Here is a 12,821-nt window from a genome sequence, read left to right on the forward strand (position 1 = left end):
CATGGAACATCTCCGCGACGGCTGCATTCGCCTTGCAAGGTAACGCAAGGGGATCACGTATGATGCTTGATGGAAGATCCGTGGCCGATCAGCGCAAGGCCGTGCTTTATCGCATGGTTATGGAGGATCACCTGTGCCCCTTCGGCCTCAAGTCGAAAGCGCTTCTGGAATCCAGGGGTTTCGAGGTCGAGGACCATTGGCTGGAGAGCCGCGAGGAAACCGAGCGCTTCAAGAAGGACCAGGGAGTCGATACGACGCCGCAGACCTTCATAGGCGGGCAGAGGATCGGTGGCTATGACGACCTGCGCGTCCATTTTGGCGATGCGGTCCCTGAGGCGGACGAGACAAGCTACCAGCCGGTCGTCGCCATCTTCGCGATCAGCGCACTGATGGCGCTGGGGATCAGCTGGTTCGTCTTCGAGACCATCTTCACGCTCCGTGCCGTCGAATGGTTCGTGGCCATCTCCATGTGCGTTCTGGCGATCCAGAAACTGCAGGACCTCGAGAGCTTCTCGACCATGTTCCTGAACTACGATCTGTTGGCGCAACGCTGGGTCCGTTACGCCTATCTCTACCCGTTCGGAGAGGCGCTGGCGGGAATTCTGATGATTGCCGGCGCGCTGATATGGCTGGCCGCTCCCGTGGCGCTGTTGATCGGAACGATCGGCGCGGTATCGGTCGTCAAGGCAGTCTATATCGACAAGCGCGAACTAAAATGTGCTTGCGTGGGCGGCTCCAGCCGCGTGCCGCTTGGCTTCGTGTCGCTGACCGAAAATCTGATGATGATCGCCATGGCGGTCTGGATGGGCGCACGTGCCCTAATCTAGGCCGCGCCGCCATCCAGATGCGTGCGCACCGCCGCGAAGACCGAGCGGAACATCTCTTCGGTCAGCCTGCCGGTATTCGTGTTGTAGCGGGAGCAGTGATAGCTGGAGAAGATCGACAGGCCGTCGATCTCGCTGCATGCGCCATGCCCGAATGGATGCGCCTGCACGCGGGCGCCGAGCGCACGCACGGTCGATTGATGGGCGATGGTTCCGAGCGTGACGATGGTACGTAAATTGGGAAAACGTCGCAGCGTCGGCGCGAGAAAGGCGCGGCAGGTGTTGATCTCGGCCCCGACCGGCTTGTTTTCCGGCGGCACGCAACGGACGGCATTGGTCACCGCAGCGCCCACCAACTGCAGCCCGTCATCGGGCCGCGCTGCGAATGTGCCGCGGGCGAAGCCGAATTCGCCCAGCGTGCGATAAAGCAGGTCGCCCGCATAGTCCCCCGTGAAGGGCCGCCCGGTGCGGTTGGCGCCGCGAAGTCCCGGTGCGAGCCCCACCACGAGCAGGCTTACATGGTCGTCGCCCCTTGCGTCCGCCCAGGTCGGTACCGGCGCATTGAACCACGTCGGTTCGCGCTCTCGCCATGCCGCGATGAAGCCGTGCAGGCGCGGGCAGAGGGGACAGTCCCGCGCCGGCTCAACTTTCGCAGTGTTTTCAGGCATCAATCGTCGTTGTCGGTTTCAAGTTCGGGCTCATGCCGGCGCGCGGGGCGCTCGGACGGGTCTCGACCTATTTCGGCCTTCAGCGACATGAGATCAATGAAATTGTCGGCCTGGCGCCGCAGATCGTCGGAAATCATTGGCGGCTGCGACGACATGGTCGAGACAACGGAAACCTTGCGTCCCCGCCGCTGGAGGGCTTCCACCAGGGTCCGAAAGTCGCCGTCTCCCGAAAAAATGACATAATGCTCGACGATATTCGACAATTCGAGCGCGTCGATCGTCAGCTCGATATCCATGTTGCCCTTGATCTTCCGGCGGCCCGTGGAATCCGTGAATTCCTTGGCAGGCTTGGTGACGACCTTGTAGCCATTGTAGTCGAGCCAGTCGATCAGTGGCCGGATGGACGAATATTCCTGGTCTTCGATCAGCGCGGTGTAATAGTAGGCCCGCAGAAAGTGACCATGAGCCTGGAAGTGACTCAGCAGGCGACGGTAGTCGATATCGAAACCGAGCGCCCGCGATGTAGCATAGAGATTCGCACCGTCGATGAAGAGCGCAATCTTTTCGCGATGGTCGAACATGGTCTTTAATCCCTATCCTGAAATGGAATTGGTACAAAAAGTGCAGATCGGACTGGCATTCCGCCAATAGTAGGCCAGCCACATTGAATTACCGCCCGCCCGGATTCGTTCCAACAACATCGGTACCCGGAACGAATTTTTCTGATCACGTTTTCGAGAACGCCGCTGGCTGTCCTTGACTCCGTCCGGGCAAACTCCCGACTTGTAATTTAAGCGCGTTCGCGCTATCGACCGCCCAAATCCCGAAATTCGATCCATGAAAGGGGCATCGCATGGCCCGTGTCACCGTTGAGGACTGCATCGACAAGGTCGACAATCGGTTCGAACTCGTTCTTCTCGCCGGACACCGTGCGCGGCTGATCTCGCAGGGCGCACCGATCACGGTCGATCGCGACAACGACAAGAACCCGGTTGTGGCCTTGCGCGAGATCGCCGACGAGACTCTGGCACCCGGCGACCTCAAGGAAGATCTGATCCATTCGCTCCAGAAGCATGTCGAGGTGGACGAGCCCGAGGCGGACCTGCCCGAGCAGCTTCCGCAGGCATCCGAGGTACAGGACGAGGCGCCCGAGGAGACCATCGCTTTCGACCGCATGAGCGAAGAAGATCTTCTCGCCGGCATCGAAGGGCTCGTCGCTCCCGAGAAGAACGACGATTTCTGATGACGGGCGGCTTCCGCCCGATCTGATTCGTGTCTATCTAGTACAGGCGCCGCGCATCCGCACGGCGCCTGTTCTTGTATTGCGCGATTGGATTGCAAAAGAATGATGCGCCAGTACGAGCTTGTCGAGCGCGTGCAGCGCTACAAGCCCGACGTCAACGAGGCACTGCTCAACAAGGCCTACGTCTATGCCATGCAGAAGCATGGCCATCAGAAGCGCGCTTCGGGCGATCCCTATTTTTCGCATCCCCTGGAAGTGGCTGCGATCCTTACCGACATGCATCTCGATGAGTCGACCATCGCCGTCGCGCTCCTTCACGACACGATCGAGGATACGACGGCCACCCGGCAGGAGATCGACCAGCTGTTCGGACCGGATATGGGCAGGCTGGTGGAGGGCCTGACCAAGCTCAAGAAGCTCGATCTCGTCTCCAAGAAGGCCGAGCAGGCAGAGAATCTGCGCAAGCTGCTGCTGGCCATCTCCCAGGACGTGCGTGTCCTTCTGGTGAAGCTGGCCGACCGGCTGCACAATATGCGCACCCTCGACCACATGCGCGACGACAAGCGCCTGCGCATCGCCGAGGAGACCATGGACATCTATGCGCCGCTGGCCGGGCGCATGGGCATGCAGGACATGCGTGACGAGCTAGAGGAGCTGTCCTTCCGCTACATCAATCCCGAGGCCTACAAGGCCGTGACCGAGCGGCTGGCGGAGCTGTCCGAGCGCAACCGTCACGTGATCGGCGAGATCGAGAAGGCTCTGGACGCGCTCTTTACCCGCTACGACGTCAAGGCCGAGGTCAAGGGGCGCCTGAAGAAATCCTGGTCTGTCTTTCGCAAGATGGAGGCCAAGGCGCTTTCCTTCGAGCAACTGTCGGATGTCTTCGGCTTTCGCGTCATCACCGAAAGCGTGGAGGATTGCTACAAGGCGCTCTGCGCCATCCACACCAGCTGGGCCATGGTTCCCGGCCGCTTCAAGGACTACATCTCGACCCCGAAGCAGAACGACTACCGCTCCATTCACACGACCATCGTCGGGCCGTCGCGCCAGCGCGTGGAACTGCAGATCCGCACCCGCGAGATGCACCATGTCGCCGAATACGGCGTCGCAGCGCATTCGCTCTACAAGGACGGGCAGGGGGCTTCCAATGGAGTCAGCCACGCGATCTCCAAGGAGACCAATGCCTATGCCTGGCTCCGCCAGACCATCGAGGCGCTCTCGGAAGGCGACAATCCCGAGGAATTCCTCGAAAACACCAAGCTGGAGCTCTTCCGCGACCAGGTCTTCTGCTTCACGCCCAAAGGCCGGTTGATCGCGCTTCCGCGCGGCGCCACGCCGATCGACTTCGCCTATGCCGTTCACACGGATGTGGGCGACTCCTGCGTCGGCGCCAAGGTCAACGGGCGCATCATGCCGCTGATGACCGAGTTGAAAAATGGCGACGAGGTGGAAATCATCCGCTCCAAGGCACAGGTGCCGCCGGCGGCATGGGAATCGGTCGTCGTCACCGGCAAGGCCCGCTCCGCCATCCGGCGCGCCACCAAGATCGCCATTCGCAAGCAGTATTCGGGGCTGGGTACACGCATCCTCGAACGCGCGTTCGAACGCGCCGGCAAGTCCTTCACCAAGGATGCGCTGAAACCGGTGCTCCATCGGCTGGCGCGCAAGGACGTGGAGGATGTGCTCTCCGCTGTCGGGCGCGGCGAGTTGTCATCGCTCGACGTGATGAAAGCCGTCTTTCCAGACCACAAGGACGAGCGCATCACGCCGGCCTCGAACCGGCGCGAGGAGGGATGGTTCAACCTGCGCAATGCGGCGGGGATGCTGTTCCAGCTTCCGGGGCGATCCTCCTCCACGCGCCGCCCGCGCAAGAGTTCGGCAAATGGCGCGGTCCCGATCCGTGGCGTGAGCGGCGACCTGCCCGTGGCCTTCGCGCCGGAGGGTGCCGTGCCGGGCGACCGCATTGTCGGCATTCTGCAACCGGGGACCGGGATTACCATCTATCCCATCCAGTCGCCCTCGCTGACGGCCTTCGACGACCAGCCCGAGAGGTGGATCGATGTGCGCTGGGACATCGATGAAGCCAACAAGGAGCGTTTCCCCGCGCGCATCGCACTCACCGCGATCAACGCGCCCGGCTCGCTGGCCGAGATCGCGGGCGTGATCGCCACCCACGACGCCAATATCCATACGCTATCCATGGGGCGGACCGCGCCCGACTTCACCGAGATCATCATCGATCTGGAAGTGTGGGATCTGAAGCATCTCAACAGGCTGATCTCTCAGCTGAAGGAAGCTTCCAGCGTCAGCGAAGTCCAGCGCGTCAACGGCTAGGCCGGCGCCGCGCTAGTGTCCGAGCGCCCAATTCCCTCTTCTTTCGTCCTTCCGCCTGGAACCCCTGGCGGCTGACCGTTGCAACGAATTCCTGGAACAACCGATACGGGTGTTGGTTGAGTTAGCGGGACGGATAGCAAAGGTGATGAAGATGAAAAGTACACCTCGAAGCTCCCCGTATATGATCGCAACCCTGGCCTTGGGCGCCGCCGGTTATCTGGCACTTGGGCCCGCACAGGCCAATCTCTGCGAGTTGCCGGCAAGATCCCTTACGCCCGCGCAGCTTGAGGCGATTGCCGAGCAAGGCTGCCCAGAGGACGCTGTCGGCGCAACATCCGCATCGCCCGGTCCGGGAAGTCCTGGCGTCCCCGGCGACCCCGCGGATCCTGCTGATCCCGGCACGCCCGTCGCGAACGACCCCGGCGGCGTCAATGTCGGTGTCGGCGGTGGTGCCGCCGACAATACGGGTGGCATCAACGTCGGGGCCGGCCCCGGCGCGGCCTCTGGAAACGAGTCCGGCGTCAATGTGGGTATCGGAACCGGTGCGGCGGCAGACACCACCGGCGGTGTGAATGTCGGCGCGGGCGAGGGCGCTGCTGCCGGCAACACGGGCGGTATCAGCGTTGGCGTGGGCGAGGATGCCGCGACCGGCAATACCGGCGGCATCAGTGCCGATGTGGGTGGCGGCGGCAGCGGCGCAGGAAGCAACAATGATGGCGGCATCGGCGTGGGTGTTGGCGGCGAGGACGGGATCGGCGTGAGTGTCGATTCCGACGGCATCGGCGCCAGCATCGGCGGCGGCGGCATTTCCATCGGGCAATAGGGCGAATCTAACCTGCCCGGCCCGGCCGGGCAGGTATGGCCTGCGGTCCTGCTTCCCCTAAAGTTGTGTCGCAGCTCGGCTTGTTGCGCGGCCCGTTTTGATATCTATTTGAAGAAGGGGACGAACGGTTCGATTTTTCGACACAAACCGTTGTTTAGGGAATCGGCTTCAGGATTGTCGGGACCGCTGAGTCGACTGGCAACCTCGTGGGCGGGAGCGCGTTGGGAGCACATGCTCTTCAAGAGAAGAAAGACATTGGGATTCTGGGACCGGGTCAAAGGGTTCTTCTGGCCGCGCAAGGCCTTCTGGCGCTCGGTTCCCTACTACACGAAACGTATCCTCCGCCTGTCGGCAACGCCTCACGCGATTGCGGCCGGCGTCGCGGCCGGCGTCTTCGCGTCGTTCTTGCCCTATCTGGGCTTCCACTTCATCGTGGCGGGCGTCCTTGCCTGGCTGTTGCGCGGAAACCTGGTCGCATCGGCCCTGGGCACCGCTGTAGGCAACCCCTTCACCTTCCCCTTCATCTGGGCGAGCACGTTGGCAGCCGGCCGCTTCATCCTCTACGGCAGCCAGCCTGAGGAGATCGTACCGCTACAGCTGGGACGCGCGCTGACCCATCTCGATTTCGTGCATGTGTGGGAGCCGCTGCTGAAACCGATGACGATCGGCGCCCTGCCGGTGGGCGGCGCGGTCGCGCTGGTCTTCTATTTCCTGACGCGCTGGGCGACGGCCGCCTTCCGCGAGGCGCGCCGCAAACGGCTCGCCGAGCGCGCGCGCAACCGCGCGATGCAGCTCGAGACCCAGGCGGCTGCCAACCGATGATCGTTGGCCTTGGCAGCGACCTGATCGACATCAGGCGCATCGAAAAGACGTTGGAGCGCTATGGCGAGCGGTTCGTCCAGCGTATCTTCACCGATATCGAGCAGCAGAAATCCGACCGCCGTCGCGAGCGGGCGGCCTCCTACGCCAAGCGCTTTGCCGCCAAGGAAGCCTGTTCGAAGGCCTTGGGTACCGGCCTGTCGCGCGGTGTGTTCTGGCGTGACATGGGAGTCGTCAACCTGCCGGGCGGCAAGCCCACCATGGCGTTGAGCGGCGGCGCCGCCCTGCGCCTGTCCGCCATGATGCCGGCGGGACACGAAGCCGTCATCCACCTCACCATCACGGATGATTATCCGCTGGCTCAGGCCTTCGTGATCATCGAGGCCGTAGCTTCGCCCTAGCCTGGCCATAAGGGTAGCAGCGGGCGTTGCCCCCTTCTGGCCAAGTCGCTATGAGGAACGCGTTTCCCGCAGAAATCAGGACGGTGCGAGCGTGGCGGACAATTCGAAGAAATCCGGCGGTGTGGGCGAGACGGTCAGCGTCATCATCCAGGCGCTGCTCCTGGCGATGGTGATTCGCACCGTGCTGATCCAGCCATTCTCGATCCCCTCGGGGTCGATGCGGCCGACCCTGCTTGAGGGCGACTACCTATTCGTCACCAAGTGGGCCTATGGCTATTCGCGCCACTCGCTGCCCTTCTCGCCCAATCTGTTCTCCGGCCGGATATGGGGCGCCGAACCCCAGCGCGGCGATGTGGCGGTCTTCAAATATCCGCCCAACCCCTCGCTCGACTATATCAAGCGCGTGATCGGCCTGCCCGGTGATGTCGTGCAGATGCGCGAGGGCGTGCTTCATATCAATGGCGAGCCGATCCCTCGCGAGATGATCGGCGTGGTGGAAGATGTCGATATCACCGAGCTTGCCCGCCCGGTGGAGGTCTGGCGCGAGACGATGCCCAACGGGGTCACCTACGACACGCTCGACCTCACGCCCAATTCGATCGGCGACAACACCCGCGCGTTCGAGGTGCCGCAAGGCCACTTCTTCATGATGGGCGACAACCGCGACAACTCCACCGATAGCCGCTTCTCGGTGGGCTATGTGCCGTATGACCATCTGGTGGGTCGCGCCAATATCATCTTCTTCTCGATGTCGGGCGGTGCAAGCCCGCTCGAGATCTGGCGCTGGCCGTCGGAGGTCCGCTTCGGGCGCATCTTCAACATGGTGCGCTGATCGCGATGTCGACCTCACCCAGCGATGACCAGCTCGTCGCCGCCATTGCCGAAATCACCGGGACGCGGGTGACGGACCGTCTGCGACTGCGCGCCGCACTGACCCATGCCAGCGCCCGAAAGGGTGATGCGGCCGATTACCAGCGACTTGAATTTCTCGGCGACCGGGTGCTGGGCCTGGCCGTGGCCGAAATGATCTTCGCCGATTACCCGCAGGCTCCGGAAGGTGAACTGTCGCTGCGCCTCAACGCGCTCGTCAATGCCGAGACGCTGGCCGAGATCGCCGACGAGGCGGGCATGCCCGACCTCATCCGCACCAGCGGCGAGGTGCGCGCGCGGTCGAGCCGCAACCAGGTCAATTTGCGCTCCGACGTCATGGAGGCGGTGATCGCCGTTCTCTATCTGGAAGGCGGCATGGCTGCCGCCCGTGCCTTCATCCAGCGTTATTGGGGTCCGCGCTCGAAGCTCGCCACCGCCGCCAGGCGCGACGCCAAGACCGCGCTGCAGGAATGGGCCCATCAGGCCCATGGCGCCACTCCCACATATGCGGTGGACAATCGCAGCGGACCCGATCACGATCCCGTCTTCACCGTCAGCGTTGCGGTGGGCCGCCTTGCGCCGGCGGTTGCCGAGGGCCGGTCGAAGCGGGAGGCCGAGCAGGCCGCCGCCGCCGCGCTGCTCAAGCGCGAAAAGGCCTGGAAAGGATGACGGCAATGAATGACGAACCGGCTGCTGTTTCAACGCGCTCGGGCTTCGTGGCGCTGATCGGTGCCCCCAATGCGGGCAAGTCGACCCTTCTCAACCAGCTGGTTGGCGCGAAGGTGTCGATCGTTACCCACAAGGTGCAGACGACGCGTGCCATCGTGCGCGGCATTGCCACGCATGACCAGACGCAGATCGTCTTCATCGACACGCCGGGCATCTTCCGGCCCAAGCGCCGGCTTGACCGCGCCATGGTGACGACCGCATGGGGCGGCGCCCGCGATGCCGATATCGTGCTGGTGCTGATCGACGCCGAGCGTGGGCTGAAGGGCGACGCGGGAGAGATCCTGGCGAGCTTGAAGGACGTTCGCCAGCCCAAGATCCTCGTCCTCAACAAGGTGGATCGGGTGAAACGCGAGATGCTTCTCGAACTCACCGCCAAGGCCAACGAGCAGGCCGAGTTCGCGCGAACCTTCATGGTCTCGGCGCTGACCGGTTCGGGCTGCGCGGACCTCCTGTCCTATCTGGCCGAGGCACTGCCGCACGGGCCCTGGTACTATCCCGAGGATCAGCTCTCCGATCTGCCCATGCGGCAACTGGCAGCCGAGATCACCCGCGAGAAGCTGTTTCTGCGGCTGCACCAGGAACTGCCCTATTCCTCCCATGTCGAGACGGAGAAGTGGGAGGAAAAGAAGGACGGCTCGGTGCGCATCGAGCAGGTCATCTATGTCGAGCGCGACAGCCAGAAGAAGATCGTGCTCGGCCACAAGGGCGAGACCATCCGCGCCATCGGCCAGGCGTCACGCGAGGAAATGGCCGGCATTCTCGAACAGAAGGTCCATCTCTTCCTGTTCGTGAAAGTGCGCGAGAACTGGGGCGACGACCCCGAGCGCTACCGCGAGATGGGGCTGGAATATCCGCGGTAACGACCTCGCCGCTGAATTTCGCCTAGCCCAGCATCTTCTCGTACCAAAAATCCGCATAGGGATTGTCATTGTAGCGGGCGATCCGGCGGTAGCCGGACTTCTCGTAGAGCGTCATGGCTTCGGTAAGCGAGCGGTTGGTGTCGAGCAGCAGCCGCTTCATGCCCGCGCCGCGCGCCTCGCTCTCCAGTGCGTCGAGAAGCCGCCGCGCAATGCCCAGCCCGCGCGTATGAGGCGCCACCCACATCCGCTTGATCTCGCCAGCGCTGGCATCGAAGTCGTAGAGCGCGCCACAGCCCACCGCACGTCCTTCGAGCCGGGCGATCAGGAAGAGGCGCGGGGGTTGCGAGGCGGGCCCTCGCGGCCGGCTTTTCGCTGCGTCGAAGCCGTTTTCGAAACGGCCTTCCAGTTCCCCCACGTAGCTGGCGAGGCAGGCTTTCGCTTCCGTGCTCTCCGGCGAGACCGGGTCAAGTTCGATGGAGGCGGCCGCGACGAGGCGTTCCACCTCGCGCATCGCGCCCACGAGCCGCTGGCGCCGGGCCGGATCGAGCGGGGCGAGGAGCGAGCGGGCAAAGCCGTCCGACAGCTCATCATAGGCGCGCCATTCGTCCAGCCCCGCCGCCGTCAACGTGGCCCGGCGCCGCCGCCCGTCCTCGGGATCGCTGTCGAGGTCGACCAGGCCGTGCTCCACCAGGAGCCCGACGAGCCGGCTCAGATAGCCTGAATCGAGGCCGATCCGATCGCGCAGGCTCTTGAGGTCGCAGCCATCCGGTCCGATCTCGAACAGCAGCCGCGCCTGCCCGAGCGGCCGGCCACGGCCGAGATAGCTCTCGTCCAGCGCCCCGATCCGCCGCGTGAGCGACCGGTTGAAGCGGCGTACATGAGCGATGTCTTCCTGATCCATATATCTGACTTAAGTCAGATAAATAGAGATGGCAACAACCTTCCCCCTTGCTCTTGCGAAGGTGGCGGCATCGGCTACAGATGGGCCATGGAATGGGCTGACGAGGCGATCATCCTGGGCACGCGCCGTCACGGCGAGACGAGTGCCATTGTCGAGACGATGACGCGCCGTCACGGCCGGCATATGGGCCTGGTGCGCGGCGGTCGATCGCGCCGCATGCAGCCGCTCCTGCAGCCGGGCAACAGGGTGCAGGTCACCTGGTGGGCGCGCCTGGACGAGCATCTGGGCACCTTCCAGATCGAGCCCCTCGAGCTCAATGCGGCGCGCCTGATGGGCAGCGCCTGCGCCGTCTATGGCTTGCAGGCGATCGCTGCTCATCTGCGGCTCCTGCCCGAACGTGACCCGCATGAAAGCCTCTACGAGACGCTTGGTCTCCTGATCGCTCATCTCGACGATCCGCAATCGACCGCCGAACTGCTCGTCCGTTTCGAACTGCTGGTTCTGGAGGAGCTGGGTTTCGGGCTCGACCTTGAACGCTGCGCAGCGACCGGCACTACCGAGGATCTCGCCTATGTCTCGCCCAAGAGCGGGCGTGCGGTGAGCCGCGCGGCGGGCCAGCCATGGCATGACCGCATGCTCGCGTTACCGGCCTTCCTGCGACCGGGCGCGGGCGTGCGCGGCAGCCCGGAAGCCATCGACGCCGCCTTCCGGCTCACCGGCTTCTTCATGCATCGTAATCTCTATGAGCCGCGCGGCATCGACGAACCAGCCGCACGGGCCAGCTTCATGGCCGCGCTCGCCCGGACGCGCACCCCATCCAACGGAGAAGACGCAGCATGAGCGAAGTGGAGCTCTATCCCGGCCAGGTCTCGCGGCTTGGGCTTGGAACAATTCCGGCCGCCGACCTCGCCCAGTATTCCGGCCTGGAGTTGCTGCATCGCATGATCGAAGGCCATTATCCGGCCCCGCCCATGGCAGGGCTGATGAATTTCGGCCTGGTGGAGGCGGAAGAGGGCAGGGCCGTCTTCAGGGGCGTGCCCGGCGCACAACACCTCAATCCTCTCGGCTCGGTGCATGGCGGCTGGGCGGCGACCATCATGGATTCGGCGCTGGGCTGCTGCGTGCAGACCGTGCTCGCCAAGGGCGAGGCCTACACGACCGCCGAGTTCAAGGTGAACCTGACCCGGCCGATCTCGCCGCAGACCGGCGAAGTGGTGTGCGAGGCCCGCCTCGTGCACAGGGGCCGCACGCTGGCGGTCTCCGAAGCCTCGCTCAAGGACGCCAGCGGCAAGCTCCTCGCCTTCGGCACGGAAACCTGCTCGATCTTTCCGATGGAGCGGATGGCACGGGGCTGACGGCCGCACGAGGCTGCGATGTCGAATGGTACGCGCCTGCCGTGTCGCTGCGGGACCCCGCCCGAGGGAACAACGCGCCCGCAGATGCGTTTCTCAACGCTGGTTCGAACGCAGCGGTGCGTTCACACCCGATGCGGCACGCCAATGCCGGATCCAGGCGCCGCCGCCGCTGATCGGAGCATCCCATGTCATTTTCGAAATTCGCCCTGCCGCTCGTGTTGCTGGGTGCGATAGGCGCCGGCCCTGCCATGGCCGATTGCAACATTTCCGATGCGCAGCTGGAGGAAGCGATCCTCAAGAAGCCGGAGTTCCAGGATCCGGCCAACCGCATGCTGGTGCGCGACCTGCGCACGCTCAGGGATGCGGCCTATCTGTTGTGGGCCTATGGGATGGAAGAAGACTGCGAGCGGGTGGTCGGCAATGTCCGGCAGCTCATTGCCGCGCCGGAAATGGGTCAGCTCGGGACGAACGACGAGGACGAGGCCGATCAGCAGCTGTCGGCCGCCGAGCCCCTGACGCACCGTCTTGGCCAGGTACAGGGGACCCGCGGCGCGCCGAACGAACGCCCGCTGATCAACATCAACGAGCTTGGTCCCGGGCTTCGGGTCGACGAGATACTGGGTGCCGAGGTGCGCAGTTCCGACGACCAGATCGTCGGTGAGGTGAGAAACGTCGTCATCGGGACGCAAGACAGGTGGGATTACGCCATCGTCGCAGCCAGCGGCTTCTTCATCGCGGGAACCGACAGCATAGTCGTTCCTCTTCGCTATCTGCAGATCAACCAGGAGCGCAGCAGCTTCTTCCTGCGCATTTCAAGCGCGGAGGTCAAAGCCGTGCCGCTCATGCCCGATCAGGAATATCTCTGGCTCGAGGACGACGACTGGCGTGCATCGAACGATGCCGTCTTCCGGAACCTGATTCCGGATGGCGTGCGCTGAGGCCTGCCACGCGCGGGATGGATGGCGCCCGGGAACGGTGGCGCGATAGGCGCGCG

Annotated in this window: 15 protein-coding genes; 12 read left to right on the forward strand and 3 right to left on the reverse strand. The window is 63.9% G+C overall.

All coding sequences use genetic code 11. The features are described from left to right. Positions 1-59: 59 nt before the first annotated feature. Positions 60-827: a glutaredoxin family protein gene (locus tag GRZ55_RS07420; protein ID WP_246734578.1), complete on the forward strand. Its 768-nt coding sequence runs from the start codon at positions 60-62 to the stop codon at positions 825-827. Here GRZ55_RS07420 and GRZ55_RS07425 read toward each other — a convergent pair. Both GRZ55_RS07425 and GRZ55_RS07430 read right to left on the reverse strand, forming a co-directional pair. After that, positions 824-1,492: a uracil-DNA glycosylase gene (locus tag GRZ55_RS07425; protein ID WP_169286262.1), complete on the reverse strand. Its 669-nt coding sequence runs from the start codon at positions 1,490-1,492 to the stop codon at positions 824-826. The two genes, GRZ55_RS07420 and GRZ55_RS07425, sit on opposite strands and share 4 nt — an antisense overlap. After that, on the reverse strand, positions 1,492-2,073 hold the full coding sequence (locus GRZ55_RS07430; protein ID WP_169286263.1) for an NYN domain-containing protein: 582 nt from the start codon (positions 2,071-2,073) through the stop codon (positions 1,492-1,494). The genes GRZ55_RS07425 and GRZ55_RS07430 overlap by 1 nt, the downstream gene beginning before the upstream one ends. A gap of 272 nt (positions 2,074-2,345) precedes the next feature. Here GRZ55_RS07430 and rpoZ point away from each other — a divergent pair, with 272 nt between their 5' ends. The 8 genes from rpoZ (at position 2,346) to era (ending at position 9,571) form a co-directional block, all read left to right on the forward strand. Then, the gene (rpoZ, locus tag GRZ55_RS07435) at positions 2,346-2,735 is read left to right on the forward strand and encodes a DNA-directed RNA polymerase subunit omega (protein ID WP_169286264.1); all 390 of its coding nucleotides are present in this window, start codon (positions 2,346-2,348) and stop codon (positions 2,733-2,735) included. 102 nt (positions 2,736-2,837) lie between these two features. Further along, the gene (locus GRZ55_RS07440) at positions 2,838-5,069 is read left to right on the forward strand and encodes a bifunctional (p)ppGpp synthetase/guanosine-3',5'-bis(diphosphate) 3'-pyrophosphohydrolase (protein WP_169286265.1); all 2,232 of its coding nucleotides are present in this window, start codon (positions 2,838-2,840) and stop codon (positions 5,067-5,069) included. A gap of 181 nt (positions 5,070-5,250) precedes the next feature. Then, complete coding sequence (locus GRZ55_RS07445) at positions 5,251-5,892, forward strand: hypothetical protein (RefSeq protein WP_169286266.1); 642 nt, start codon at positions 5,251-5,253, stop codon at positions 5,890-5,892. A 231-nt stretch (positions 5,893-6,123) separates the two neighbouring features. Next, positions 6,124-6,714, forward strand: coding sequence for a DUF2062 domain-containing protein (locus tag GRZ55_RS07450; RefSeq protein ID WP_169286267.1), 591 nt, complete (start codon positions 6,124-6,126; stop codon positions 6,712-6,714). Then, positions 6,711-7,112, forward strand: coding sequence for a holo-ACP synthase (acpS, locus tag GRZ55_RS07455; protein WP_169286268.1), 402 nt, complete (start codon positions 6,711-6,713; stop codon positions 7,110-7,112). The genes GRZ55_RS07450 and acpS overlap by 4 nt, the downstream gene beginning before the upstream one ends. A 91-nt stretch (positions 7,113-7,203) precedes the next feature. Then, a complete protein-coding gene (lepB, locus tag GRZ55_RS07460) occupies positions 7,204-7,944 on the forward strand; it encodes a signal peptidase I (RefSeq protein WP_169286269.1) in 741 nt (246 codons plus the stop codon). Positions 7,945-7,949: 5 nt separating this feature from the next. Next, a complete protein-coding gene (rnc, locus tag GRZ55_RS07465) occupies positions 7,950-8,651 on the forward strand; it encodes a ribonuclease III (protein ID WP_169286270.1) in 702 nt (233 codons plus the stop codon). Next, positions 8,648-9,571, forward strand: a complete 924-nt coding sequence (gene era / locus GRZ55_RS07470; RefSeq protein WP_169286271.1) for a GTPase Era — start codon at positions 8,648-8,650, stop codon at positions 9,569-9,571. Before rnc ends, era begins: the two co-directional genes overlap by 4 nt. A gap of 22 nt (positions 9,572-9,593) precedes the next feature. On the opposite strand, the gene GRZ55_RS07475 is transcribed toward era, so the two are convergent. Continuing rightward, a complete protein-coding gene (locus tag GRZ55_RS07475) occupies positions 9,594-10,472 on the reverse strand; it encodes a helix-turn-helix domain-containing GNAT family N-acetyltransferase (protein WP_169286272.1) in 879 nt (292 codons plus the stop codon). Positions 10,473-10,559: 87 nt separating this feature from the next. On the opposite strand from GRZ55_RS07475, the gene recO reads away from it, so the two are divergent. The 3 genes from recO to GRZ55_RS07490 all read left to right on the forward strand — a co-directional run bounded on the left by recO (position 10,560) and on the right by GRZ55_RS07490 (position 12,765). Then, positions 10,560-11,312, forward strand: coding sequence for a DNA repair protein RecO (gene recO, locus GRZ55_RS07480; protein WP_169286273.1), 753 nt, complete (start codon positions 10,560-10,562; stop codon positions 11,310-11,312). Then, on the forward strand, positions 11,309-11,827 hold the full coding sequence (locus GRZ55_RS07485) for a PaaI family thioesterase (RefSeq protein ID WP_169286274.1): 519 nt from the start codon (positions 11,309-11,311) through the stop codon (positions 11,825-11,827). Before recO ends, GRZ55_RS07485 begins: the two co-directional genes overlap by 4 nt. Before the next feature lie 185 nt (positions 11,828-12,012). Further along, complete coding sequence (locus tag GRZ55_RS07490) at positions 12,013-12,765, forward strand: PRC-barrel domain-containing protein (protein ID WP_169286275.1); 753 nt, start codon at positions 12,013-12,015, stop codon at positions 12,763-12,765. Positions 12,766-12,821 lie beyond the last annotated feature (56 nt).

Source organism: Chelativorans sp. ZYF759, from assembly GCF_012911015.1.
Lineage (GTDB): Bacteria > Pseudomonadota > Alphaproteobacteria > Rhizobiales > Rhizobiaceae > ZYF759.